The 23,622-nt window shown below is 69.9% G+C and carries 22 protein-coding genes, 3 tRNA genes and 1 pseudogene; 8 read left to right on the top strand and 18 right to left on the bottom strand.

Annotated features, from left to right (window positions below):
• Positions 1 to 49: 49 nt before the first annotated feature.
• Both G6R20_RS14810 and G6R20_RS18845 read left to right on the top strand, forming a co-directional pair.
• Entirely contained in the window at positions 50 to 862 is an 813-nt protein-coding gene (locus G6R20_RS14810; protein WP_240341494.1) for a benzoate/H(+) symporter BenE family transporter, read from the top strand.
• A pseudogene (locus G6R20_RS18845) lies at positions 765 to 1,088 on the top strand (benzoate/H(+) symporter BenE family transporter); the annotation flags it as partial. The gene G6R20_RS14810 and the pseudogene G6R20_RS18845, both read left to right, overlap by 98 nt.
• Before the next feature lie 161 nt (positions 1,089 to 1,249).
• On the opposite strand, the gene clpX reads toward G6R20_RS18845, so the two are convergent.
• The 5 genes from clpX to G6R20_RS14785 all read right to left on the bottom strand — a co-directional run bounded on the left by clpX (position 1,250) and on the right by G6R20_RS14785 (position 5,766).
• Entirely contained in the window at positions 1,250 to 2,518 is a 1,269-nt protein-coding gene (gene clpX / locus G6R20_RS14805; RefSeq protein WP_067719765.1) for an ATP-dependent Clp protease ATP-binding subunit ClpX, read from the bottom strand.
• A 146-nt stretch (positions 2,519 to 2,664) separates the two neighbouring features.
• Positions 2,665 to 3,288, bottom strand: a complete 624-nt coding sequence (locus G6R20_RS14800) for an ATP-dependent Clp protease proteolytic subunit (RefSeq protein ID WP_067719768.1) — start codon at positions 3,286 to 3,288, stop codon at positions 2,665 to 2,667.
• Positions 3,289 to 3,356: 68 nt separating this feature from the next.
• Complete coding sequence (locus G6R20_RS14795) at positions 3,357 to 3,962, bottom strand: ATP-dependent Clp protease proteolytic subunit (protein WP_132062052.1); 606 nt, start codon at positions 3,960 to 3,962, stop codon at positions 3,357 to 3,359.
• Between the two features lie 264 nt (positions 3,963 to 4,226).
• Positions 4,227 to 5,639 carry a trigger factor gene (tig, locus tag G6R20_RS14790; RefSeq protein ID WP_067719775.1) on the bottom strand — a complete coding sequence of 471 codons (1,413 nt, stop codon included), beginning with the start codon at positions 5,637 to 5,639 and terminating at the stop codon, positions 4,227 to 4,229.
• 50 nt (positions 5,640 to 5,689) lie between these two features.
• Positions 5,690 to 5,766 (bottom strand) — tRNA-Pro (locus G6R20_RS14785).
• 200 nt (positions 5,767 to 5,966) lie between these two features.
• Here G6R20_RS14785 and G6R20_RS14780 point away from each other — a divergent pair.
• A tRNA-Gly gene (locus tag G6R20_RS14780) sits at positions 5,967 to 6,040 on the top strand.
• On the opposite strand, the gene G6R20_RS14775 is transcribed toward G6R20_RS14780, so the two are convergent.
• The 4 genes from G6R20_RS14775 to G6R20_RS14760 all read right to left on the bottom strand — a co-directional run bounded on the left by G6R20_RS14775 (position 6,009) and on the right by G6R20_RS14760 (position 9,191).
• Positions 6,009 to 7,061, bottom strand: a complete 1,053-nt coding sequence (locus tag G6R20_RS14775) for an alpha/beta hydrolase (RefSeq protein ID WP_082924104.1) — start codon at positions 7,059 to 7,061, stop codon at positions 6,009 to 6,011. The two genes, G6R20_RS14780 and G6R20_RS14775, sit on opposite strands and share 32 nt — an antisense overlap.
• Positions 7,062 to 7,212: 151 nt before the next feature.
• Positions 7,213 to 8,040, bottom strand: coding sequence for a DNA-formamidopyrimidine glycosylase family protein (locus G6R20_RS14770; RefSeq protein ID WP_067719779.1), 828 nt, complete (start codon positions 8,038 to 8,040; stop codon positions 7,213 to 7,215).
• Positions 8,041 to 8,046: 6 nt separating this feature from the next.
• A complete protein-coding gene (locus tag G6R20_RS14765) occupies positions 8,047 to 8,520 on the bottom strand; it encodes a ribose-5-phosphate isomerase (RefSeq protein ID WP_067719781.1) in 474 nt (157 codons plus the stop codon).
• 44 nt (positions 8,521 to 8,564) lie between these two features.
• Complete coding sequence (locus G6R20_RS14760; RefSeq protein ID WP_067719785.1) at positions 8,565 to 9,191, bottom strand: DsbA family protein; 627 nt, start codon at positions 9,189 to 9,191, stop codon at positions 8,565 to 8,567.
• Positions 9,192 to 9,305: 114 nt separating this feature from the next.
• On the opposite strand from G6R20_RS14760, the gene pepN reads away from it, so the two are divergent.
• Positions 9,306 to 11,924 (top strand): aminopeptidase N, encoded by a 2,619-nt coding sequence (pepN, locus tag G6R20_RS14755; protein ID WP_163376817.1) that lies wholly within the window; start codon positions 9,306 to 9,308, stop codon positions 11,922 to 11,924.
• 33 nt (positions 11,925 to 11,957) lie between these two features.
• On the opposite strand, the gene G6R20_RS14750 is transcribed toward pepN, so the two are convergent.
• Complete coding sequence (locus G6R20_RS14750; RefSeq protein ID WP_119192398.1) at positions 11,958 to 12,569, bottom strand: HNH endonuclease; 612 nt, start codon at positions 12,567 to 12,569, stop codon at positions 11,958 to 11,960.
• A gap of 283 nt (positions 12,570 to 12,852) precedes the next feature.
• On the opposite strand from G6R20_RS14750, the gene G6R20_RS14745 reads away from it, so the two are divergent.
• The 3 genes from G6R20_RS14745 to G6R20_RS14735 are packed head-to-tail and all read left to right on the top strand — an operon-like array spanning position 12,853 to position 15,592.
• Positions 12,853 to 13,248: a globin gene (locus tag G6R20_RS14745; RefSeq protein ID WP_119192409.1), complete on the top strand. Its 396-nt coding sequence runs from the start codon at positions 12,853 to 12,855 to the stop codon at positions 13,246 to 13,248.
• Positions 13,249 to 13,283: 35 nt separating this feature from the next.
• Positions 13,284 to 14,837 (top strand): glycoside hydrolase family 13 protein, encoded by a 1,554-nt coding sequence (locus tag G6R20_RS14740; protein WP_119192397.1) that lies wholly within the window; start codon positions 13,284 to 13,286, stop codon positions 14,835 to 14,837.
• A gap of 11 nt (positions 14,838 to 14,848) precedes the next feature.
• Positions 14,849 to 15,592, top strand: a complete 744-nt coding sequence (locus G6R20_RS14735; RefSeq protein ID WP_067719946.1) for an SDR family oxidoreductase — start codon at positions 14,849 to 14,851, stop codon at positions 15,590 to 15,592.
• On the opposite strand, the gene G6R20_RS14730 is transcribed toward G6R20_RS14735, so the two are convergent.
• The 8 genes from G6R20_RS14730 to G6R20_RS14695 all read right to left on the bottom strand — a co-directional run bounded on the left by G6R20_RS14730 (position 15,589) and on the right by G6R20_RS14695 (position 23,435).
• Positions 15,589 to 16,806, bottom strand: a complete 1,218-nt coding sequence (locus G6R20_RS14730; protein WP_067719799.1) for a site-specific DNA-methyltransferase — start codon at positions 16,804 to 16,806, stop codon at positions 15,589 to 15,591. The two genes, G6R20_RS14735 and G6R20_RS14730, sit on opposite strands and share 4 nt — an antisense overlap.
• Positions 16,803 to 17,483, bottom strand: a complete 681-nt coding sequence (locus G6R20_RS14725; protein ID WP_082924105.1) for a hypothetical protein — start codon at positions 17,481 to 17,483, stop codon at positions 16,803 to 16,805. Before G6R20_RS14725 ends, G6R20_RS14730 begins: the two co-directional genes overlap by 4 nt.
• Positions 17,483 to 17,968 carry a thioesterase family protein gene (locus G6R20_RS14720; protein WP_082924106.1) on the bottom strand — a complete coding sequence of 162 codons (486 nt, stop codon included), beginning with the start codon at positions 17,966 to 17,968 and terminating at the stop codon, positions 17,483 to 17,485. The genes G6R20_RS14725 and G6R20_RS14720 overlap by 1 nt, the downstream gene beginning before the upstream one ends.
• Positions 17,965 to 18,423, bottom strand: a complete 459-nt coding sequence (locus tag G6R20_RS14715) for a thioesterase family protein (protein ID WP_069389358.1) — start codon at positions 18,421 to 18,423, stop codon at positions 17,965 to 17,967. The genes G6R20_RS14720 and G6R20_RS14715 overlap by 4 nt, the downstream gene beginning before the upstream one ends.
• Entirely contained in the window at positions 18,420 to 18,905 is a 486-nt protein-coding gene (locus tag G6R20_RS14710) for a thioesterase family protein (protein WP_119192396.1), read from the bottom strand. The genes G6R20_RS14715 and G6R20_RS14710 overlap by 4 nt, the downstream gene beginning before the upstream one ends.
• A 6-nt stretch (positions 18,906 to 18,911) precedes the next feature.
• Positions 18,912 to 20,585: an energy-dependent translational throttle protein EttA gene (ettA, locus tag G6R20_RS14705; RefSeq protein ID WP_163376816.1), complete on the bottom strand. Its 1,674-nt coding sequence runs from the start codon at positions 20,583 to 20,585 to the stop codon at positions 18,912 to 18,914.
• Between the two features lie 125 nt (positions 20,586 to 20,710).
• Positions 20,711 to 21,235 (bottom strand): single-stranded DNA-binding protein, encoded by a 525-nt coding sequence (locus tag G6R20_RS14700; RefSeq protein ID WP_119192395.1) that lies wholly within the window; start codon positions 21,233 to 21,235, stop codon positions 20,711 to 20,713.
• A 169-nt stretch (positions 21,236 to 21,404) separates the two neighbouring features.
• Complete coding sequence (locus G6R20_RS14695; RefSeq protein ID WP_163376815.1) at positions 21,405 to 23,435, bottom strand: cytochrome c oxidase assembly protein; 2,031 nt, start codon at positions 23,433 to 23,435, stop codon at positions 21,405 to 21,407.
• Positions 23,436 to 23,543: 108 nt separating this feature from the next.
• Here G6R20_RS14695 and G6R20_RS14690 point away from each other — a divergent pair.
• Positions 23,544 to 23,616, top strand: a tRNA-Arg gene (locus G6R20_RS14690).
• The last annotated feature ends 6 nt before the right edge of the window (positions 23,617 to 23,622 follow it).

The raw sequence follows: 23,622 nt of genomic DNA, 5'->3' as shown, positions 1-23,622 counted from the left end.
CCCCGCGTATCGATTCCCTGCGTACCGACCCCGACCCCACGGGAGACCTGTGAGCAACGGAACCCCGGACGACACCACCGTCCGCCCCGCCGACCCGACCGCGACCGGCCAACCGCCCGCGCGCGGCCGCCGACGCGATTCCGCCCCGGTGGCGCGCCCCTCGCCCCGCCGGGTCCTCGCCGACCTCGGCCCCCGCGAGTTCGCCAACGCGCTGATCGCGCTCATATTCTCGGCGACCGGCCCCGTCGCCGTCATCCTCGCCGCCGGCGGGCAGGGCGACCTGTCCCCCGCACAGTTCTCCTCGTGGATCTTCGGCGTGTTCTTCGCCAACGGACTGCTCACCATCCTCATGAGCTGGGCCTACCGCACGCCGCTGGCGTTCTTCTGGACCATCCCGGGCACCGTCATCGTGGGCAACTCGCTCGGGCACCTGCGGTGGTCGGAGGTCCTGGGTGCCTACGTCGTGACCGGGGTGTTGATCCTGCTGGTCGGGCTGTCCGGCCTGGCCCGCCGGCTCATGGACTGGATCCCCATGCCGATCACCATGGCCATGGTCGCCGGGGTGTTCCCCAGGTTCGGGCTGGGGTTGGTCGACGCCGTGTGGGCCTCCGCCGCGGTGGCCCTGCCGATGGCGATCGCGTTTCTCGTCGTCGGCGCCGTCCCCCGCCTGGCCAGGGTGGTGCCGCCCATCCTCGCCGCGATGGTCGTGGGAATCGCGGTCCTGCACGCGAAGGGCCGCCACCCCCCCGGTCTCGGCATGCGCGGTGGCGTGCGGCGTCTGGTCCCTGCTGGTCTCGGCGGTCGGCGCGGTCTCGACGTGCCTGACCGGACCGACGAACGCCCTGCTCGTCTCCTCCGGTGAGCGCGACCGCCACTACGCCGCCGCGATCGCCAACGGCGGCCTGGCCCTGATGGTCGGCTTCTTCTCCCCGGCCTTCGTCGGGCTCATCCTCGGCACGCCCGCGGCGTTCATCGCGGCCCTGGGCGGGTTGGCGATGCTCGCGCCGCTGCAGTCGGCGTTCGTCACCGCGTTCCGGACCGACCGGGCACTCGGACCGCTCGTGTGCCTGCTCGTCACCGTCGCGGACGTGTCGTTGCTCGGGATCTCGGCGCCGTTCTGGGGCATCGTGCTGGGGATGGCCGTCCAGGCTGCTGGAGCGGCGGGCCGCGGCCTGACCCGGCGCCCGCCCGGGCCGGAGACGACGGAAGGCCCCCGCCGAGTGGCGGGGGCCTTCTCACGGGTCCGGTGTCAGGCGGAACGCTCGCGCGGCTCCTCGTCGGAGAAGGGGACGATCGTCGGCAGGACGTTGTCCCGCACGGTCTCGCCGGTGACCACCACGCGGGCGACGTCATCGCGACCCGGGATGTCGTACATGACCGGCAGGAGGACCTCCTCCATGATGGCGCGCAACCCGCGGGCGCCGGTCCCGCGCAGGATCGCCTGGTCGGCGACGGCCTCGAGGGCGTCCGGGGTGAACTCGAGCTCGACCCCGTCCATCTCGAAGAGTCGGGCGTACTGCTTGACCAGTGCGTTCTTGGGCTCGCTGAGGATGTTGACCAGGGCCTCGCGGTCCAGGCTGGTCACGGTCGCCACGACGGGCAGGCGGCCGATGAACTCGGGGATGAGCCCGTACTTCACCAGGTCCTCCGGCATGACCTCGCTGAAGTTCTCGGTGGTGTCGAGGGAGCTCGTACTGGCGACCTCGGACCCGAAACCCATCCCCTTGCGACCCACGCGGTCGCCGACGATCTTCTCGAGGCCCTGGAAGGCACCGGCCACGATGAACAACACGTTGGACGTGTCGATCTGGATGAACTCCTGGTGCGGGTGCTTGCGTCCGCCCTGCGGCGGCACCGAGGCCTGCGTTCCCTCGAGGATCTTCAGCAGCGCCTGCTGGACACCCTCTCCGGAGACGTCGCGGGTGATCGAGGGGTTCTCGGCCTTGCGGGCGATCTTGTCGACCTCGTCGATGTAGATGATGCCCATCTCGGCCCGCTTGGTGTCGTAATCCGCGGCCTGGATGAGCTTGAGGAGGATGTTCTCCACGTCCTCACCCACATACCCGGCCTCGGTCAACGCGGTGGCGTCGGCGATCGCGAACGGCACGTTGAGCATCTTGGCGAGGGTCTGGGCGAGGTAGGTCTTGCCACAACCGGTGGGGCCGAGCATGAGGATGTTGGACTTGGCCAACTCCACCCCGTCGCCACGGCCGAGCGAGGCACCCACGCGGATGCGCTTGTAGTGGTTGTAGACCGCCACCGCGAGATTCCGCTTGGCGGCGTCCTGACCCACCACGTACTCGTCGAGGAACGCATGGATCTCGGACGGCTTGGGCAACTCGTCCAGACCCGTCTCCTGGGAATCGTCGACCTCGGACTCGATGATCTCGTTACACAGCTCGATGCACTCGTCGCAGATGTAGACCCCGGGACCGGCGATCAGCTTCTTGACCTGCTTCTGGCTCTTCCCACAGAAGGAGCACTTCAACAGGTCACCGCTCTCACCAACACGTGCCATGAGTTCTACGTCCTCGCATTCCAGGGTCCGAGCTCCGACCCCATAGTCGACGGTACGCGGAGGAGACCGGAAAATCCGACCCCTGCGCGATCAGTTCATTGGACCCGACGGCGCACCGCTACCCACCGCGGCGCGCCGCCCGGGCGTCAGTTGGTCGCCGACAGCTTGCGGTAGTCGAACACGGTGTCGAGGATCCCGTAGTCCTTGGCCTCGGCGGCGGTGAGGATCTTGTCGCGGTCGGTGTCCTTGCGGATCTTGTCCGCATCGTGACCGGTGTGGCGCGCGAGGGTGGTCTCCATGAGACGACGCATCCGCTCGATCTCCGCGGCCTGGATCTCCAGATCCGATGCCTGCCCCTGCATGCCGCCGGTCGACGGCTGGTGGATGAGGATGCGGGCGTTGGGCAGCGCGGCCCGCTTCCCATTGGTGCCCGCCGCGAGCAGGACGGCTGCGGCCGAAGCGGCCTGCCCCAGGCACACCGTCACGATGTCGGGGCGCACGTACTGCATAGTGTCGTAGATCGCCATGAGCGAGGTGAACGAGCCACCCGGCGAGTTGATGTACATGGTGATGTCGCGGTCCGGGTCCTGGCCCTCGAGGACCAGGAGCTGGGCCATGATGTCGTTCGCCGAGGCGTCGTCGACCTGGGTGCCCAGGAAGATGATGCGCTCCTCGAAGAGCTTGTTGTACGGGTTGGATTCCTTGACGCCGTAGCTCGAATGCTCGACGAAGGACGGGAGGATGTAGCGCGAGGTCGGCAGTGAGGTCATCGGTGACTCCGTTGTCGTGTGCGGGGCTGGGTGTGCGGCGGGAGCGCTCCCGTGGGCGGCGGGCTCGATCACGACGGCGAGGTGCCGCCGGTCTGGGACGCGCGCGTGATCACGTGGTCGACGAACCCGTACTCCTTGGCCTGCTGCGCGGTGAACCACCGGTCGCGGTCGGAGTCCTCAGTGACCTGCTCGAAAGTCTGACCTGTGTGGTCGGCAATAAGCTCGGCCATCTGCTTCTTGGTCAGAGCGAGCTGCTCGGCCTGGATGGCGATGTCGATGGCCGACCCGCCGACTCCGCCGGAGGGCTGATGCATCATGATCTTGGCGTGCGGCAGGGCGTAGCGCTTGCCCTTTGCACCAGCGGCCAGGAGGAACTGGCCCATCGAGGCCGCAAGCCCCATCGCATACGTCGCCACGTCGCACTCGACGAACTGCATGGTGTCAAAAATTGCCATGCCAGCGGACACCGAGCCGCCGGGCGAGTTGATGTACATCGCGATATCGCGGGTGGGGTCCTCCGCCGCGAGCAGGAGGATCTGGGCGCAGAGGCGGTTGGCGATGTCGTCGTCCACCTGGGAGCCCAGGAAGATGATCCGCTCCTGCAGAAGACGTTCGTACACCGAGTCGCCGAGGGTCAACCCGGGGGATCCGGGCGAGCTGAGGGCGGGTTGCATCGAACCGGACTGTGCCGCTGAACCGTTCTGGGCCACGGGGTACCTACCTTCGCTGATCGTCTCACCGCTCCCGCGGTGCCCGGCCGTCCGGCGGCCGGGTATCCGTTACGTCAAACAGTAACCAACGCCCACGACGGAACCGTCCCGACGGGGCGGGTGTTCGCTCTCAGCGTCGGGCCACCAGTACCGCCGCGGGGGCCACGACGACAGGGCCGGGGCCGCGTGATGCGGTCCCGGCCCTGTCGGGGGTCGATCAGGGGACGATCAGGCCTCGGAGTCCTTCTCGTCCGCTGCCGTCTCGTCGGCGTCGGACGCGGTCGCCTCGGCGTCATCGGCGCCGTCGGCGGAGTCGGCCTCGACGGTGCCGAAGAACTCGCTGGTGTCGACGACGTTGCCCTCGGTGTCCTTGACAGTGACCTTGCCGATCACGTCGGCCAGAGCCTTGGACCGGCGGACGTCGGAGAACAGCGAGCCGAGCTGACCGGCCTGCTGGATCTGCTGCACGAACTGGTTGGGGTCCATGCCGTAGCGCTGGGCCTGGAACAGGATGTGCTGGGTGAGCTCTTCCTGCGAGACATCGGTCGAGTTCTGCTCGGCGACGGCATCCAGCAGCAGCTGGCTGCGGATGGCGCGGGCGGCACCCTCACGGGTCTCGGCCTCGAAGGTCTCGCGGTCGGTGCCCTCGGCGGCCAGCGCCTGGTCCAGGATGGACGCGTCGCCACCGAACTGGTCGATGAGCTGGTGCATCTGGGCGTGGGCCTCGGACTCGACGACCGCCTCCGGGGTGGGGACGTCGGTGGCCTCCATCAGCGCGTCGAGGACCTTGTCGCGGATCTCGCCCGCGAGGCCGGCCTTGGCCTGCTGCGCGACCTTCTCGGTCAGATCGGCCTTGAGCTCGTCGAGGGTGTCGAACTCGCTGGCCATCTGCGCGAACTCGTCGTCGGCCTCGGGCAGCTCGCGCTCCTTGACGGACTGAACGGTGACGGTGATGACCGCCTCCTTGCCGGCGTGGTCACCGGCGACGAGCGAGGAGGTGAACTCCTTGGACTCGCCGGCCTTGAGACCCGCCGCCGCGTCGTCCAGGCCCTCGACGAGGGTGCCCGAGCCGAGCTCGTAGGACAGTCCCTCGGTGGAGGCTTCGTCGACGGGCTCGCCGTCGACGGTCGCGGCCAGGTCCACCGAGAGGAAGTCGCCCGTGGTGGCGCCGCGATCGACGCCCTTGAGGGTGCCGAAGCGGGCTCGCAGGTTGTCCAGCTCCGCGTCGACGGCGGCCTCGTCGGTCTCGGGGGCCTCGACGGTGACCTCGAGGTCCTCGAAGGTCGGCAGGGTGATCTCCGGGCGGATGTCGACCTCGGCGGTGAACTCGACGACGTCGTTGTCCTCCAGCTTGGTCACCTCGATCTCGGGCTGGGCCAGCACGACGAGCTCGTGCTCGTCGACGGCCTGGCTGTAGCGCGACGGGATCATGTCGTTGATGACCTGCTCGAGGACCGCCGGGCGACCGATCCGCGACTCGAGGAGCTTGGCCGGGGCCTTACCCGGGCGGAAGCCCGGGATGTTGACCTGGCCGGCGAGCGACTTGTAGGCCTTGGCGAAATCCGGCTCGAGCTCCGCGAACGGCACCTCCACGGTGATCTTGACCCGGGTCGGGTTGAGCTGCTCGACAGTGCTCTTCACGGTGATGTTCTCCTAGGAAGTCATGTGGGGTTCGTGTCTTTCGGCTCCGCTGGTCGGGATGACAGGATTCGAACCTGCGACCCTCCGCTCCCAAAGCGGATGCGCTACCAAGCTGCGCCACATCCCGGTGAGTCGCGCGGCCGACCATCCCGCGATCATGCACAGGACATCCGCCGGGCCGCAAACCAACTCGCCCAGTGTACGACAGGGCCATCCGCCCGCCGATTCCGACTTGTCGGGCCGGGAGTTGGGAGCGCCGCCAGGGTCCGGTAGTGTTGTCCGGGCGTGAGCGTGACCGTGGATGAAACGCCAGGTCAGGCTGCCGACGCGGGTGTAGCTTAATGGTAAAGCCCCTGCCTTCCAAGCAGGCTACGCGGGTTCGATTCCCGTCACCCGCTCCACAGATCCCGCGGGAATCGCCCCGCTACCGTCGATCCGTCGCCAGTATTCGAGAAGCTGGGCACCGATCGCCTCCTTTTCCTGCATGGGCAGTGAGTGGGTCGCATCCGGCCAGAGCGTGACGTCAGCTTCCGGCCGGAGACGGCGGAGGCGGTCCACCGCCTTCTGTCCACCCGCGAGAGACGACGTCCCGGCGATATCAGCGCGCACCGGCATGGGCAGCTGACGCCATTCGTCGTCCGTGAGAGTGCGAGGCACGGGCAGAGCCGGACTGAAGTGCTTCGAGGCCGTCGCGATCAGGTCGGCGAGCGCGGAGCCCCGGCGTGTCTCCTCGACGGTGGTGCCCCCCAGTCGGGCGAGAGCGATCGCCTGCCATCCGGCGGGCAACGGCATCTGCGCCATCGTCGCCCAGAGAAAGGCGCCGACGGGAAGACGATCGATCACCATGACCGGTTCGATCACGGTCAACGAGGCGAGCTGCTCGGGACTGGCCATCGCGTGGGCGCACGCACTGGCCCCGCCAAAGCTGTGTCCGACGACGTGCACCTTGTCCAGTCCAAGGGTGGAGACGACCTGGGCGATCCACTCGCCCTGCTGCTCGAAGCGCAGGAGCGGGACGGTCTGCGCGGAGAATCCCGCATCGCCGAGCGGGTCGACCGCCAGGAAGCTCCTCTGGCCGATCCACTCCTCGAGGTTCTCCTGCCACATGACGGCACCCGACCGCATGCCGGGGAGAAGGAGCACGGGTGTCCCCCCACCCTCGACCCGCCACTCGAGCGCGCGCACGGTCCCGAACTCGGTGGCGATCTCATGCACCACCGGTTTTTCCGGGAGCGCATCGAGGACGAGCCCGTAGAAGGTGGAGTACTCCCGCTTGGACTGTAGGCAGTCCCAGTGGCCCACCGTCTGACGGTGAACGATCGTGTCCCGCAGCTTGTCCACTATCAGCGAGGTCGCGATGGCACCCCCCGCCACTGCGGCGAGCTGCCACTTGAGCCTGGATGTGGCGGTCTCCGACGACACCGATCCTCCTCTGGCCGACGGCGTCCCGGTCGGCCTCTAGAAACCGAATTCACGCCAGACCCTGCCAGCTGTCGTCCCCCGCCGGCTGACAACGCCGGGCCTTCTCGGTGAAATCAGCGACAAATCTCGACGACCCGGATCCCCGTGGCTATCACTCCGCTGCCTGACACGTCGGACACCAGAACAACGTCCTGGCTTCCATGGTCTGCAGGCGGATCTCGTCCCCGCACACCCGGCACGCCCACCCGTCACGTTGGTAGACGTAGTTGCGCGGCCGGTCCGCGCCCCGCCTGGGGACGTCGCCGTGGTCGTGTTCGGGCCGGATCGTCACGATCCCCCCGGTGTCCACACCGACTGCCATCAGCGCCACGAGGTCGTCCCACAGGGCGTGGAACTCAGCGCGTCCCAACTCCACACCCGGCCGGAACGGGTCGAGGCCGGCCCGGAACAGCACCTCGGCGCGGTAGACGTTGCCCACCCCGGCCAGCACCTTCTGGTCCATCAGCAGCGCGCCGATGGTGCGCGAACTGCGGGAGATCCGCGCCCACGCCCGATCGGGGTCGGCGCCCGGGTCCAGGGGGTCCGGACCCAGACGCGCGTGCACCTCGGCCACGCCCTTCTCGTCGATGACCTCGCACCGGGTGGGCCCGCGCAGGTCGATGACGTGGGCGGGGCCGTCGCCGCGCGCGTCGCTCACGCGCATCCGCACCTGGCCGACCGGCGCGGGCGGCTCGTGTCCGTCGAGCACCAGGTGGGTGTTGAAGAATCCGTAGAGGCCCAGGTGGATGTGGACGGCCAGGCCGCCCTCGTAGTGGTGGAAGAGGTGCTTACCGACGGCCGTGGCGTGGTCGAAGTGCCGACCGTCGACGCTGACGTGGTCGGCGAACCGCCCCTGCGGGCTGGACACACGAACGGGCCCGCCTGCGAAGTACTCGGTGTGCAGGCGGGCCAGCCGGTGAAGGGTGTGCCCTTCAGGCACGGGGACTCAGGCGCCGGGGACGGGCGGGGCCTCGTGGGTGCGCTCGTACTCGGCGAGGATGTCGATGCGCCGCTGATGACGCTCGACCCCCGACCACTCCTGGTCGAGGAAGGCGTCGACGATCGCGAGCGCCTCCTCCTCCGAGTGCATGCGGCCCCCGATGCCGATGAGCTGGGCGTTGTTGTGCTCACGCGCCAGCCGCGCGGTCTCGACGCTCCACGCCAGGGCGCAGCGGGCGCCGGGGACCTTGTTGGCCGCGATCTGCTCGCCGTTGCCGGAGCCGCCGAGCACGATCCCGAGGCTGCCCGGGTCCGCGACGACCTTGGCTGCCGCGTCGATGCAGAAGGCCGGGTAGTCGTCCTCGGCGTCGTAGGTGTGGGCGCCGCAGTCGACCACCTCGTGCCCGGAGGCCTTCAGGTGCTCGGCGATGGCGTTCTTGGTCTCGAAGCCGGCGTGGTCCGCCCCCAGGTAGATGCGCATGACGGAGATTCTGCCACGCGCGACCGCGACCCCACCCCCGGGTCTCAGTCGAACTGCGGGTCCTCGGTACGGCTTCGCTTGAGCTCGAAGAAGTACGGGTAATCGGCGAGCATGGCGGCGCCGTCGAAGACCTTGCCGGCGTCCTCGCCTCGCGGGATGCGGGTGAGGACGGGACCGAAGAACGCGGTGCCGTCGACGTGGAGGACCGGGGTCCCGACCTCGTCGCCCACCGGGTCCATGCCACGGTGGTGGGAGGCGCGCAGCTCGTCGTCGTACTCGTCGGTCCCCGCGGCGGCGGCGAGGTCGGCGTCCAGGCCTGCAGCCTGGAGCGCCTCGGTGATCACGGTGGGGTCCTCGATGCCGCGGCCCTGATCGTGGATGCGGGTGCCCAACTCGGTGTACAGCGTCCCGAGGACCTCCGGACCGTGGAGCTTCGCCGCGGCGATGGCCACGCGCACCGGCCCCCAGCCGCGCTGCATCAGTGCCGTGTAGTCCTCGGGCAGGTCGCGACCCTCGTTGAGCACGGACAGGCTCATGACGTTCCACGTCAGAGAGATGTCGCGGACCTTCTCCACCTCGAGGATCCAGCGGCTGGTGACCCACGCGAACGGACACAGCGGGTCGAACCAGAAGTCGACGGAGCGGGTGGCGGACCGGGTAGTTGATGTCATGACCCCATCCTCCCCGTCTCCGGCGGCCGCCGCCACTGCGGCCGCCTCGGCTCCCCGCCGGGTGGTAGGACTGGTGCGGTAGCCGAACCCCCCACCGAACCGAGGTCCTCACCGATGCGCTCGCTCAACCTCACCCGCGCCGACGCCGCCGCCCGGTCGGAACTGCTCGCCGTCGAGTCGTACGACGTGGAGATCGATCTCACCGACGGCCACGGCAGTCCCGGGACCGACACCTTCCGTTCGCGCACCGTGGTGCGGTTCTCCTGCTCGCGTCCGGGTGCGGAGACCTTCATCGACCTCCGCGCGGCCGTGATCCGGTCGGCGACCCTGAACGGCCGGGAACTGTTCCCGGCCCCCGGCGACGAGCGGTACGACGACGAGCGATACGACGACGAGGACGGCATCACCCTGCCCGACCTGCAGGCGAAGAATGAGCTGATCGTGGACGCCGATCTGGCGTACACCACCACCGGTGAGGGCCTGCACCGGATGTCCGACCCGGCCGACGGGGAGGTCTATCTCTACTCGCAGTTCGAGACGGCGGACGCCAAGCGCGTGTTCGCCTGCTTCGACCAGCCCGACCTCAAGGCCCGCTACACCCTGACGGTGACCGGGCCCGAGCAGTGGGTGGTGGTGGCCAACACCCCGGCCGAGGAGTCCCCGGCCCCCGGCGGTGGCGTGGTGCACCGCTTCGCGCCCACCGAGATCATGTCGACGTACCTGGTCGCCCTCATCGCGGGCCCGTACCACGTGGTGGAGGACGCCTACACCGACGAGCACGGCACCATCCCTCTACGCCTGCTGTGCCGGGCGTCGCTGGCAGAGTTCCTCGACTCGGAACGCCTGTTCGCCGAGACCAAGGAGGGCTTCGGCTTCTACCACCGTGAGTTCGGCCTGCCGTACGCGTTCGGCAAGTACGACCAGATATTCGTCCCAGAGTTCAACGCCGGTGCCATGGAGAACGCCGGTGCCGTGACGTTCCTCGAGGACTACGTCTTCCGCTCCCGGGCCACCGGCTACCGCTACGAGCGGCGCAACGAGACGATCCTGCACGAGATGGCCCACATGTGGTTCGGCGATCTGGTGACCATGTTCTGGTGGGACGACCTGTGGCTCAACGAGTCGTTCGCCACGTTCGCCTCGGTGCTGGCCCAGGTCGACGCGACGCAGTACACGGACGCCTGGACGACCTTCGCGATCGTGGAGAAGTCGTGGGCGTACCGCCAGGACCAGCTGCCCTCCACGCATCCCGTCGCCGCGGACATGACCGACCTGGAGACGGTGGAGACGAACTTCGACGGGATCACCTACGCCAAGGGCGCCTCGGTACTCAAGCAGCTGGTGGCCTATGTCGGTCGCGAGCCGTTCCTGGCCGGTCTGCGCGCGTACTTCGCCGACCACGCCTTCGGTAACGCCCGGTTCGACGACCTGCTCTCCGCACTGGAGGCATCGTCGGGGCGCGACCTGTCGGGCTGGGCCGACCAGTGGCTGCGCACGACCGGCATCAACCCGATCTCCGTCGAGGTCACGACAGGTGGCGACTCCCGCACGATCGACGACCTGACCGTGGTCCAGGGCCCGGCGTCCCCGGGCGCCGGCGAGCTGCGCACCCACCGGCTCGGCGTGGGCCTGTACAGCCGCGACGGGTCCGGTGCGATCGTGCGCACCGAACGGGCCGAGCTGGACATCTCCGGCGAGCGGACGCCCGTCGCCTCGCTCGCCGGGCAGCACGTGCCCGATCTGATCCTGCCCAACGACGACGACCTGACCTACTGCTCGGTCCGGCTCGACGAGCGGTCCCTGGCCACCGTCCTGGAGTCGCTCGAGGACGTCGCGGACCCGCTGGCGCGGACGCTGTGCTGGTCCGCACTGTGGGAGATGACGCGGGAGGGGCGCCTGCCGGCCCGCCGGTTCGTCGAGGTCGTGGCCCGGGCCGTGCCGCGTGAGTCCCACATCGGCGTGGTGCAGAGGGTGCTCACCCAGGCCCAGACAGCCCTGGCCCGGTACGCCGACCCGGACTGGGCCGCCGCCACCGGCTGGAAGACGTTCTCCGCGGCCATGCTCACCGCGGCCCGCGACGCCGAGGCGGGGTCCGATCACCAGCTGGCGTTCCTCACCGCCCTGTGCGCCTGCCCCATCGGTGTCGATCAGGGGCGCGTGCTCGCCACGCTCCTCGACGCCGGAGCCGACGAGGCGGGACTGCCCGGCCTCGTCGTCGACACGGACCTACGCTGGACCGTGCTCACCGCGCTGGTCGCCGCCGGCGCCGCGGACACCGACCGCATCGAGGCGGAACTGGCCACCGACGACACCGCCGGCGGAGCCCGGCGGGCCGCCACCGCGCGTGCCGCCCGCCCCACCGTCGGAGCCAAGGAGGAGGCCGAGCAGCTGCTGCTGGAGACCGGTGCCGACGCCCCCACCAACGCGATCGTGCGCGCCACGCTCCTGGGTGTCGACCTGCCCGGTCAGGAGCACCTGCTCACCGGCCTCTGCGAGCGCTACCTGGACGACGTCACTGCGCTGTGGAGGGCACGACCCGGCGATCTCGCCCAGACCGTCGCCGAGGGGCTCTTCCCGTCCTGGGCGGTGGACCGCGACACCGTCGAGCGTTTCGAGCAGGTCGTCGCGGACGAGACCCACCCGTCGGCCCTCCGGCGGATCATCGCCGAGCAGACCGCCGACATGGTCCGGGCTCTGGACGCCCGGGCCGTCGACGCGGCCGAGGCCGGCTGACCGGCCGGTCGGCCGGGCGGCCACACCGGTCGGTCAGGCGGCGTCGAGGTAGAGGTAGTCCTCCCAGTGCGGGCCGATCTCCCGCAACTGGGAGACCAACCGCCAGGTCCGGCCCCGCGGCGCGGCGAGGGGCACCCGCAGCTCCCAGCCGAGCTCGGAGAGCAGCTTGTCGGCCTTGCGGTGGTTGCACGGCGCACAGGAGGCCACGCAGTTCTCCCACCCGTGCGCTCCCCCGCGGCTGCGCGGGATGACGTGGTCGACGGTGGTGGCCTTGGCGCTGCAATAGCCGCACCTGTGTCCGTCGCGGTGCATGAGCGCCGCGCGGGTCATGGGGACCTGCGAGCGGTACGGGATCCGGACGTATTCGCGCAGTCGGATCACCGACGGCACGCGGATCGCGGTGTCCACCGAGCGGACCAGGAGCTCGACCGGGTGGTCATGGACCACGTCGGCCTTACCGCCGATCAACATCACCACCGCGCGGCGGGCGGGCAGGGCCGTCAGGGCCTCGTAGCTGGCGTTGAGCAGCAGGACGCGCGGGGCGGAAGACAGCGGGACGTGCCGGTCCGGGACCGGTTCCAGCCGGGAGGGGGATCGTGAACCCCGTTGTCGGTACTCCGTGTTCTCGCGCACTGCAGTGCCCATGGTCGGTCTCCGCTCGTCTGCCCCGAGCCCAGTGCATCAGCCGTGTCCGGGCTCGTCGTGAACCTCGCCTGCCACGATGATGCACCTTCGGTGAACACTTCGTGCGGCTAACGCGTAGCAGAAGGTGGCCGACCCCGCCGGTTCGGCCCGGCGGGCGGGCGGATCCGGGTCGCCGTCGCGGGATCTCGTCGTCGTCGTCCCCGGGGGGGTCCGGCCACCACCGCCCACCCGTCACCACCTGCCCAGGGGCCCCACGAGCGCCTGGGCAGGCATGATGGGAGGCATGAGCAGCGGCACCTTTTATGACGAGATCGGTGGAGCGGAGACGTTCCGGAAGATCGTCCACGAGTTCTACCGCCGGGTGGCGGGCGACCCCGTGCTGCGCCCGATGTACCCCGAGGAGGACCTGGGGCCGGCCGAGGACCGCCTGCGGATGTTCCTCGAGCAGTACTGGGGAGGGCCCACCACCTACTCCGAGCAGCGCGGGCACCCGAGGCTGCGGATGCGGCACAACCCGTACGTCGTCGACCGCGCCGCCCACGACGCCTGGCTCACCCACATGCTCGCCGCCGTGGACACGATCGACCGCGAGACGCTGGACGACGAACACCGGGCGGCGCTCGTCGACTACCTCACCCGCGCCGCGGCAATGATGGTCAACTCCGCGGAGATCGGGTGAGGCCTCCCTCCCACGCGACGCGCCGGTGGGAGGACATGGTCCTCTACCAGATCTACCCGCGGTCGTTCGCCGACTCCGACGGCGACGGCGTCGGTGACCTGCAGGGCGTGATCGACCGCCTCGACCACCTGGACCATCTGGGCGTCGACGGGGTGTGGTTCTCCCCGATCATGCGCTCCCCCGGCGCCGACCACGGATACGACGTGTCCGACCCGCGGGACGTGGATCCGCTGTTCGGCAGCGTCGACACGCTGCGTGAGCTCCTCGGGCGGCTCCACGCCGCCCGCAAGGTGCTCATCATGGACCTGGTGCCCAATCACACCAGCATCGAGCACCCCTGGTTCGCCGCCGCGGTCGCCGCCGGACCGGGCAGCCCGGAACGCGCGCGCTATCTCTTCCGGGACGGCCGCGGCGAGGACGGCTCCGAACCGCCGAACAACTGGCCGTCGGTGTTCGGCGGACCCGCCTGGACCCGCGTCACCGAGCCCGACGGCACGCCCGGCCAGTGGTACCTCCACCTCTTCGCCCCCGAACAGCCGGACCTGGACTGGACGAATCCCGAGGTCGCCGACGATCTCGAGCGGACCCTGCGGTTCTGGCTGGACCTGGGGGTCGACGGCTTCCGGATCGACGTGGCCCACGGGCTGGCCAAACCCGACGACCTGGCGGATCTACCCGACGACGTGGAGATCGCCCAGCTCGTCGTCGACCCCCGCGACGCGCGCTGGGACCGACCCGGCGTCCACGACATCCACCGACGGATCCGCCGCGTCCTCGACGACTACCCGGGCGCCGCCGCCTTCGGCGAGGTGTGGGTGGGACCGACCGAGCGGTTCGCGCGCTACCTCCGGCCCGACGAGCTGCACTTCGCGTTCCACTTCGCCCTCACCGGCGCCCCGTTCGACGCGCGCGCCCTGCGCGAGGCGATCGACTCCACGCTCGAGGCCGCACGGGTCTCGCGGGCGGCACCCACGTGGGCGCTGTCGAACCACGACGTCGTCCGCGAGGTGACCCGCTACGGCAACGGGGCCGTCGGTACGGCCCGGGCCCGCGCCATGCTCCTGGTGACCCTCGCGCTGCCGGGGATCGCGTTCGTCTACAACGGTGCCGAACTCGGTCTACCCAGCGATTTTGCGATCCCCCACGACCGACTCACCGACCCGACCTGGGAGCGCACCGGTCACGCCGAGATGGGCCGTGACCACTGCCGCGTGCCGATCCCGTGGGAGGGCGACCGGCCCCCGTACGGGTTCTCGACCGCCGACGACACCTGGTTGCCGATGCCTGAGGGATGGTCGCACCTCACGGTCGCCGCCCAGCGGGAGGACCCCGACTCCGTGCTGTCGCTGTACCGGTCGGCGATCGGGATCAGGCAGTCCTGGCCGACGGCGGACACGGATGCGATCGACTGGGAAAGTGAACTTGACGGGTGTCAGGCGTTTCGGCGCGACGGCGGCGGAATCCTGTGCATGATCAATACATCCCCTCGGACGGTGCCCCTGCCCGACGGCGAGATCATCCTCGCCTCCGGCCCACTCGACGGGAGGGATCTGCCACCGGACACCGCCGTGTGGCTGCAGGACTCCTGAAGGGCTTCGACGTGCGACTTTCCGACAAGACCGCGATCGTCACCGGCGGTGCCGGCGGGATCGGCCGCGGCATCACCCGTGCGTTCGTCAAGGAGGGCGCCAACGTCCTCGTGGTGGACATCAACGACGACGCCGGGGACGCGCTCGCCGCCGAGCTCGGTGAGCAGGTGCGCTACCTCCACTCGGACATCTCGGTCGAGGCCAACGCCGCATCGATCGTCGCGGCCGCCGTGGAGGCGTTCGGGCACCTCGACGTCCTGGTCAACAACGCCCACGCGTCCCGACAGGCACCACTGCTCGAGACCACCGGCGACATGATGGACCTGTCCTTCTCCACCGGCTTCTACCCGACGTTCTGGCTGATGAAGGCCGCGCACCCGCATCTGGCAAGGCGGGACGGGTCGGTGATCAACTTCGCCTCCGGCGCCGGCATCGACGGCAGCCCCACCCAGGCGTCGTACGCCGCGGCGAAGGAGGCGATCCGCGCGATCAGCCGGGTGGCCGCCAACGAGTGGGCGCGCGACGGGATCAACGTCAACGTCATCTCCCCCCTCGCGCTCACCGAGGGCGTGGAAGCCTACATCGAGGCGAACCCGGGGATCGAGAAGCGGCTCCTGTCCGGCACCCCGATGCGCCGTTTCGGGGATCCCGAGTCCGACATCGGCCGGGTCGCGGTCTTCCTGGCCAGCGACGACGCGTCGTACATGACCGGCCAGACGATGATGGTCGACGGCGGCGGGCTCATGCTCCGCTAACCGTCGTCGGAGCCGACGCGCAACCTCGGCACCAGCACGTCGCGGACCGTCTCGGGGTTGCGTTCGACCACCACCCAGCGCCGGCCCAGTGCACGGGCCGCGACCGCCGTGGTCCCGGACCCGGCGAACAGGTCCACGACCAGTTCGCCGGGGTCGGTGGCCAGTTCGACGACCCGCCGCATCAGCGCTTCCGGCTTGGGGGTGCGGAACCCGTCGACCCCGGCCGCCCTCAGTTCGGCTCGCGCGGTGTCCGTCGAGCCGACCTCCTGGGACAGCCAGATGGTCTTGAGCTTCTTGATCCGACCCGCCTCGAACCGGTCCCGTTGGTAGATGTCGACCCGGGGTCCCGAGCGACCCTTCACCGTCCGGCACACCAGGTCGCCGACGCGTTCCCGCGCCCGCTCTCGCGACCACCGCCACACCGCAGGGGTGAGATCGCCGAAGACCGGGAGGATCTCCTCCAGTCCCCCGCCCGGTTCCACCGACACCTCGCCGGTGACCGGGTCGCCGTAGAGCGGGTACGTCATGGTGGGCGTGGTCCGCGGGTTGAAACGCTTGTTGGTGTTGCGCAGCGGTAGGAGCCGGAAGCTGACCCCGTCGACGCCCCGGTGCGGGAAGTCCGCCGGATCGACCGCCGAGGCCACCCCGCCCGCCAGCCGCACGTGCTCGGGGTCACGGGCGTACACCATCAGACGGTCGTGCGAACCGGCGAAGAAGCGGTCCAGTTGCCGTCCCTTGGGGTTGCTCTCCACCGTGAGGTCCGCGATGAACGCGTCGGCGCCGAAGATCTCGTCGAGCAGGCAACGCACCCGGTGGGCTTCGGCGTCGTCGAGGTGTACCCACACGGTTCCGGTCTCGGCGAGCAGGTCGCGGGCCACCACGAGCCGGGTCTCGATGTAGTCGAGCCACTCGTGGCGCGGCATGTTGTCGTGGTAGGCGTCGAACCGGCCCCCGCGGTTGTACGGCGGGTCGAGGTAGACCACCTGCGCGGCGCCGCAGGGCGCGAGGCCGTGCGCGTCCAGCGCGTCGTGGGCCTCGGCGATGCGCGCGCCGTCGCCGACCAGCACGGCCCCCTCGGTGACGACCCCGGCCCCGTCAGCGCGATCCGCGTCGCCGGTGACGAGGGCCTCGATCCGCGGGACCGGTCCGTCGGCACCCGAGGCCGCGGCGCGGCCCCGCCCGGGCCAGGAGATCGAGAAGTCGGGAGCGGTCACCGCAGTGGTTCGAGGGTGAGGGAGTCGGTCCGGCGGAACACCGTGCCGTACCGGGCGTCCAGGCGGAGCCAGGCGCCGCGTTCGCTCACGCGGACCGGCTCGCCCTCCGGGGCGGAACCGGCCTTCTCCGGCACGAACCCGCACATCACCATGGAGAACACCGTCCGCATGTCCACGCCGACGGGGTGGGCGGTGTCCGCTCGGACGGTGAGGGCCACCTGGTCGAGCAGCGACGGCGGCAAGCCGGCGGGCCCGGCGTTCTCCCGCGCGGCCTCCCGGCCCGACCGGGTGAGGTCGAGCAGCACCTGGGCCGGCACGTCCTCGACGGGCTGGAACCCGTCGGCGGGCGGCAGCAGTCCCTGCCATGCCGAGAGGAGCGGCATGCCGGGGTCGATCCGACCGTCGATGTCTCCGCGCGGCAGGACGTCGAGTTCGGTGAGCAGGTGGTCCGCACCTGCCACGACGTCGCCGCCGGGGCAGTCGCCGCCGAGTCCGCGGACGACCAGTGCCCCGAAGGGGGTGCGGGCCCACACGCGCATCCGGCCCCCGGCCCCGGAGGTCAGCCGCACCACGGCGGCCTCGTCGAGGCGGAGGATGCGCCGGAGGAGGGTGCGCAGGTCGTCGCGGTCGGCGGGGTCGGGCACGCGGATCATCCCGGCGTCCGGTCCGGGTGCCATCACGCCGGGTCCTCGTGCCGGAACTCCAGCAGGTAGTCGCGCTCGGCGCGGGTGAACCGGCGCGGGCGCTGGGTTGCCAAGTCGAACGCGGCGATGGTGGCCGTGCAGTCCACCGCGGGCGGCGCCGAGTCCGGCGTCATGCGGCCGCGGACCTCGTGCCGGGCCACGAACATCGCCCCGCCGACCTTCTCGCACCACATGCGCACGCGGATGGGGCCGTCTGCGTGCTTGACCTGGCCCCGGTACTTCACCGCCAGGTCGGTCATCACCGCACCCGCGGTGAGCGTCGCGGTGGGCATGCCCTCGGAGAAGAGCCACGGGATCCGCGCCTCCTCGATGAGCGTGATCATCCGGGCGTGGTTGACGTGGTGGTAGAGGTCCTGGTCCGACCACCGGACCGGCATCGCCGAGGTGAACACCCTGCGGCCCGGCTCTCCGGACACGCCCAGGGGGCCGCCGGTCTCGTAGACGAGCTGGTCGGTCACGTGGCGGGCCCCTGGTCGGTGATCGCCGCCGGCTGTGAGGCCGCCTCCAGCACGTTGCGGACACCGGAGGGAATCTCCACCGCGGTCGAGGTGGAGGAGTCGTAGGCGACCATGACCACCCGCAGCGTGCAACAGATCTCGCCCGCCGCGTCCAGGATGGTCTGGCGGATCTGGTACGACGTGGTCCCTACGTGTTCGACGTCGATCTCCACGTCCACCGAGGTCGAGTCACGCAGGACGGGCCGCAGGTGGTCGATCTCGGTGCGCCGCACGACCTGTGGCAGGTTGCCCAGGCCGAACGGCCCGAACCGGCTGCGGATGAACAGGATCCGCGCCTCCTGCGCGTACTCGAGGTACTTGATGTTGTTGACGTGGCCGTACTGGTCGAAGTCCGCCCACCGCACCTGCAGGGTGCAACGGAACGTCCCGGCGTCCACGGCGTCGCGCATGGTCATCCCGCCTCCTCCCGGTCCCCGAGCAGCGCCGCGCGCTCCACGGGGGTGATCTCCAGTGTCGTGGTCTCGTCATCCGCGGTCACCACCATCACGGTGTCGACCACCGCGCAGGGCTCGGCACCGGTCGACTCGGAGCCGATCGAGGTCCGCATCGTGAACGAGGTGCGGCCCACCCGCACCACCTGCACGTCCACCCACACCTCGGGCACGCCCATGGCGATGGTGCGACGGAAGTCGATCTCCATCCACCGCGCCAGCGCGCTCGGCACCCGGGAGCCCGGCACCCCGAACTTCTCGCGGAACCACATCAGGCGGGCGTCCTGCGAGAACTCCTGGAACCGCACGTTGTTGACGTGCATGCCCACGAAGTCGGAGATGCGCAACGGGATCCGGACCCGGTGCACGGCCCCCGCCACGGTGGCGGCCCCGGGTGAGGTTCCGGTGGTCGGGGCGTCCGAGCCCTGGGTGGTCGGCGTGGCCATCTGCGGTCAGTCCCTGGTGAGCTTGCGGTGCGTGACCCGGTGCGGGCGCGCCGCGTCGGGGCCGAGACGCTCGACCTTGTTCTTCTCGTAGCCCTCGAAGTTGCCCTCGAACCAGTACCACTGCCCCTCGTCCACGTTGCCCTCCCAGGCGAGGATGTGGGTACAGGTGCGGTCCAGGAACCAGCGGTCGTGCGAGATGACCACGGCGCAGCCCGGGAAGTCCCCGAGTGCGTTCTCCAGGCTGCCCAGCGTCTCGGTGTCGAGGTCGTTGGTGGGCTCATCGAGGAGGATCAGGTTGCCGCCGACCTTGAGCGTCAGCGCCAGGTTGAGGCGGTTGCGCTCACCACCGGACAGGACGCCGGACTTCTTCTGCTGGTCCGGGCCCTTGAAGCCGAAGGCGCTGACGTAGGCACGCGAGGGCATCTCGTTCTGGCCGACCTCGATGTAGTCGTTGCCCTCGGAGACGACCTCCCACACCGACTTCTCCGGGTCGATGTTGGCGCGGTTCTGGTCGACGTAGCTCAGCTTCACCGTGTCGCCCACCTTGACGGTGCCGGAGTCCGGCTCCTCCAGGCCCACGATGGTCTTGAACAGCGTCGTCTTACCGACGCCGTTGGGGCCGATCACGCCGACGATGCCGTTGCGCGGCAGCGTGAACGACAGGTCCTTGATGAGGACCCGGTCGTCGAAGCCCTTGGTCAGCTTGTCGACGTCCACCACCACGTTGCCGAGCCGCGGCGGCGTGGGGATCTGGATCTCCTCGAAGTCGAGCTTGCGGTGCTTCTCCGCCTCCGCGGCCATCTCCTCGTACTTGGCCAGACGGGCCTTGGACTTGGACTGGCGCGCCTTGGCACCGGAGCGCACCCACTCGAGCTCGGCCTTGAGCCGCTTCTGCAGCTTCTGGTCCTTCTTGCCCTGGACCTCGAGGCGCTCGGCCTTCTTCTCCAGGTAGGTGGAGTAGTTGCCCTCGTAGGGGTGCAGCTGACCGCGGTCGACCTCACAGATCCACTGCGCGACGTGGTCGAGGAAGTACCGGTCGTGTGTGACGGCCAGGACGGCGCCGGGGTAGGCGGCCAGGTGCTGCTCCAACCACAGGACGGACTCGGCGTCCAGGTGGTTGGTGGGCTCGTCGAGCAGCAGCAGGTCGGGCTTGCTCAGCAGCAGCTTGCACAGCGCCACCCGACGCGCCTCGCCACCGGACAGGTTCGTCACCGGCGAGTCGCCCGGCGGGCAGCGCAGGGCGTCCATGGCCTGCTCGATCTGGGAGTCCACGTCCCAGGCGTCCACGGCGTCGAGCTGCTCCTGCAGCCGACCCATCTCCTCCATGAGCTCGTCGGTGTAGTCGGTCGCCATCTCCTCGGCGACCTCGTTGTACCGACGCAGCTGCACCATCGTCTCGCCGAGGCCGTCCTCGACGTTCTCCTTGACGGTCTTGGACTGGTCGAGCTCCGGCTCCTGCAGCAGGATGCCGACGGTCGCCTCGGGATCGAGGAACGCCTCGCCGTTGGAGGGCTGGTCGATCCCGGCCATGATCTTGAGGATGGAGGACTTGCCGGCGCCGTTGGGGCCCACGACGCCGATCTTCGCACCGGGGTAGAAGGACATCGTGACGTCGTCGAGGATCACCTTGTCCCCGTGCGCCTTGCGTACCTTCTTCATCGTGTAGATAAACTCGGCCATTCTACCCTCTCACCTGCGCATATAGTTCACTTCACCGCGGGTCGGCCGCGGGCACGACCCCCATGTTACGTGTCCGCCCGCGGCCCCGGCGTCCGCGGCGGACGCCGGCCCCACCCCCGGGAGCATCAGGCGCCGGCCGCCCCCACGAACTCGCCCGCCTCGCTCTGCTCGGACCCCGGCTCATCCGGGTCCAGCGACCCGAGCGCCATGGCGTCGGAGTCCTCGGCAGCTCCCCGCAGGCCGCCCTCGTCGACGCCCGCCCCGTCGACACCGGCCCCCTCGACCGGGGCGTCCGTCCTGGCGCGGCGCACGGTGACGTCCATGCGGGACAGGTCGGGCCCCACGGCGCTAACCCGCATCTCCAGGTCGCGCATGATTCGACCGTCGCGTTCGTACTCGTTGGTGAGCAGCCGACCGTGCAGGATCACGCCGTCGCCCTTGCACAGTGCGCCGGACGCCCGTTGCCCGAGGCGTCCCCAGCAGTTGGCCGAGAAGTACAGAGTGCCGCCGGTCTTCCATTCGCCGGTGAGCCGGTCCTGGTAGCGGCTGTTGCTGGCCACCCGGAAGGTGAACACCTGGTCGTCGCCCACCCGCCGGGTGGTGGGGTCGGTGATCACGGTTCCGCGGACGGTCGTGTGGGTCTCGTTCATGGGGTCACTCCTGTCACGTTCGGCCGACCGTGCGTCGGCCTCGTGACTTGCAGCGTGCCCCACCTCGTCGTCGTCACCCCTCGTTCCCACCGCCCGCGGTGGCCGCCCTGTGGAGGGGGGCGGGGGGTGTGGAGAACCGGCGCCTGTGACGACGACGAGGTGTTCGGTCTCAGGGCCGGCGGTCGGCGCGGGACATCTCCCGGAGCATCTCGTTGTAGGCCTTGAGCTCGGCATCGTCATCACGGTCGGCCTGCCGCTCGCCGCGCCGCGCCTCGCGCATGTCGCTCTGGTACCACTGCCACGCCAGGGCCAGCATGACGATCACCAGCGGGATCTCCCCCGCCGCCCACGCGACGCCACCGCCGACCTGCTGGCTCTGCAGCAGATCCGGGATCCACGGCAGGCCGATGCCCGAATACCAGGGCTCGGCCAGCACGGTCTTGGTGTTCATGAGCAGGATGCCGAAGAACGCGTGGAAGGGCAGCGAACTCAGCAGGACCATGAGCTTGTACATCGGCGAGAAGTGCCGCGGCGCGGCGTCCACGCCGATGATCACCCAGTAGAACAGGTAGCCGCTGATGAGGAAGTGCACGTTCATGAACATGTGGCCCAGGTGCTCCGAGGCCAACGTCTGATAGAACCCGCCGAAGTAGATGAGGTAGAAACCGGCCACGAACTGCACCGACGCCACGATCGGGTGGGTGAGGAAGTGCGAGAGCGGGTTGTTGATGAACTCCACCAGCCACTCGCGGGGCCCGGGAGGGTTGCCGCGACCGGCGGCCGGGAGCGCGCGCAGGGCCAGCGTGAACGGGCCACCGAGCGCCAGGAGGACCGGCACCAGCATCGAGATGAGCATGTGGCCCACCATGTGGCTGGCGAAGTCGGCCATCATGTACATCCCCATGCCGGAGCTGGTGGTGAGGAACAGGATCACACAGCCCGCCACCCAGAACGCGGTGCGGCTCAGCGGCCAGGCATCCCCGCGGCGGCGCAGCCGCACCAGGCCCCAGAGGTACAGGCCGAGCAGGACCACCGCGGCCAGACCCAGGACCAGGTCGAAGCGCCAGGTGCCAAAGACCGTTCCGAACGCGAAGGGCCCGGGCAACTCGAAGCCCAGTAGCGCCTCCTGCCTCGTGGGCACGTACAGCGGCGCCGGCGGCGGGGTGCGGCCGAGAGAGACCGACAGACCCAGGGTGCCGGCCATGACGACGGCCTCCACCACGATGATCCGCAGCAGCGTGGGCCGGTCGACCGGCGCGTTGGCCCCCGTCGACTCGATCTTGGCGATGATCCGGCGGCGGATCGCCAGACCGAACAGCGCCAACAGGCACAGCGCCAACGCCTTGGACACCACCAACAGTCCGTAGGTGGAGGTGAGAAGGTCACCCGGGTGCAGGCGGACGAGCGCGTTGATCACGCCCGTGAACCCGAGCGCGACGATCGCGACCGTCGCCACCACCGAGTAGCGGCGCAGGGCCAGGGCGACGCGCGAGCCGCCGCGCCACGTGTGGGCGATCACCGCGACGAGCCCGCCGATGTAGAAGGCGGCGCCGAACAGGTGGATGATCAGCGAGTTGGTGGCCAGGTCGTGCGCGGTGCTGCCGGACGCGTGGCCCGTGGCCGCCACCGGAAGCAGCGACAGCAGGGAGACGGCCAGCCAGATGACCGACCACCGCCAGCTCAGCGTGAGCCGCTGCCCGATCCCGGCGACCAGCGCGATGATCGCCGCCCAGCGCCACGAGGACGCGATGTCGATCTGGTTGATCGCGACCAACCACTGGTCCGGCGGGAGCGACTGGAGGAAGGTGCGCCCGGAGACGTCCGACAGGGTCAGCGGGATGAGCAGCGCCGCGGCGATCGCCCAGGCGATGTTCGCCCACGACGAGATCTGCTGCATGCGGTAACCGTCGACGTCGAGGGTCTTGTCCTTCTGCGGCGGGGTGAAGAACGCCGCGAACAGCGCAGCCCCCACCGCGACGGCGGCGAGGAGCTCGCCGATCGACCGGAGCGCCGGGAGGCCGGCCGTGGTGAGCGGACCCGGATCGGGCACGCCCACCAGCTCGAGCGCCACCTCGGCGGACATGGCCGACAGTGGGATCACCACCGCGGCCGCCACCGCCGCCAGGAGCAGTACCAGGGCGACGATGTTGCGGGTTCCGAACCGCCCGGCGGTGGCGGGGGCGGTCTTCGACGACGTCATGACCACCATCGTAGGAACCGCGGCGCCCCCGGGCCGATTCGCCACTGTCGGACCCACCCCCCGGATCGGCTACCATTCTCCCGGCGACGCCCCACGCGCGCGTCGCAGGCCTCCGTAGCTCAGTGGATAGAGCATCCGGTTTCTACCCGGCTGGTCAGGGGTTCGAATCCTCTCGGGGGCGCAAGGT

This window comes from Dietzia sp. Alg238-R159 (assembly GCF_900537145.1).
GTDB lineage: Bacteria > Actinomycetota > Actinomycetes > Mycobacteriales > Mycobacteriaceae > Dietzia > Dietzia kunjamensis.
Note: the sequence above shows the minus strand (reverse complement) of the source record. Positions and strands in the feature narration are given on the sequence as shown.

Excerpts from the sequence above, each read along its gene's own strand:
- G6R20_RS14745 (WP_119192409.1), top strand. The coding sequence starts at position 12,853 with ATGAGCAGCGGCACCTTTTATGACGAGATCGGTGGAGCGGAGACGTTC.
- G6R20_RS14750 (WP_119192398.1), bottom strand. The coding sequence starts at position 12,569 with ATGGGCACTGCAGTGCGCGAGAACACGGAGTACCGACAACGGGGTTCA.
- G6R20_RS14700 (WP_119192395.1), bottom strand. The coding sequence starts at position 21,235 with ATGAACGAGACCCACACGACCGTCCGCGGAACCGTGATCACCGACCCC.
- G6R20_RS14765 (WP_067719781.1), bottom strand. The coding sequence starts at position 8,520 with ATGCGCATCTACCTGGGGGCGGACCACGCCGGCTTCGAGACCAAGAAC.
- G6R20_RS14710 (WP_119192396.1), bottom strand. The coding sequence starts at position 18,905 with ATGGCCACGCCGACCACCCAGGGCTCGGACGCCCCGACCACCGGAACC.
- clpX (WP_067719765.1), bottom strand. The coding sequence starts at position 2,518 with ATGGCACGTGTTGGTGAGAGCGGTGACCTGTTGAAGTGCTCCTTCTGT.
- G6R20_RS14695 (WP_163376815.1), bottom strand. The coding sequence starts at position 23,435 with ATGACGTCGTCGAAGACCGCCCCCGCCACCGCCGGGCGGTTCGGAACC.
- G6R20_RS14725 (WP_082924105.1), bottom strand. The coding sequence starts at position 17,483 with ATGGCACCCGGACCGGACGCCGGGATGATCCGCGTGCCCGACCCCGCC.
- G6R20_RS14760 (WP_067719785.1), bottom strand. The coding sequence starts at position 9,191 with ATGACATCAACTACCCGGTCCGCCACCCGCTCCGTCGACTTCTGGTTC.
- G6R20_RS14795 (WP_132062052.1), bottom strand. The coding sequence starts at position 3,962 with ATGCAACCCGCCCTCAGCTCGCCCGGATCCCCCGGGTTGACCCTCGGC.
- G6R20_RS14740 (WP_119192397.1), top strand. The coding sequence starts at position 13,284 with ATGGTCCTCTACCAGATCTACCCGCGGTCGTTCGCCGACTCCGACGGC.
- G6R20_RS14715 (WP_069389358.1), bottom strand. The coding sequence starts at position 18,423 with ATGACCATGCGCGACGCCGTGGACGCCGGGACGTTCCGTTGCACCCTG.
- ettA (WP_163376816.1), bottom strand. The coding sequence starts at position 20,585 with ATGGCCGAGTTTATCTACACGATGAAGAAGGTACGCAAGGCGCACGGG.
- G6R20_RS14800 (WP_067719768.1), bottom strand. The coding sequence starts at position 3,288 with ATGACCTCACTGCCGACCTCGCGCTACATCCTCCCGTCCTTCGTCGAG.
- pepN (WP_163376817.1), top strand. The coding sequence starts at position 9,306 with ATGCGCTCGCTCAACCTCACCCGCGCCGACGCCGCCGCCCGGTCGGAA.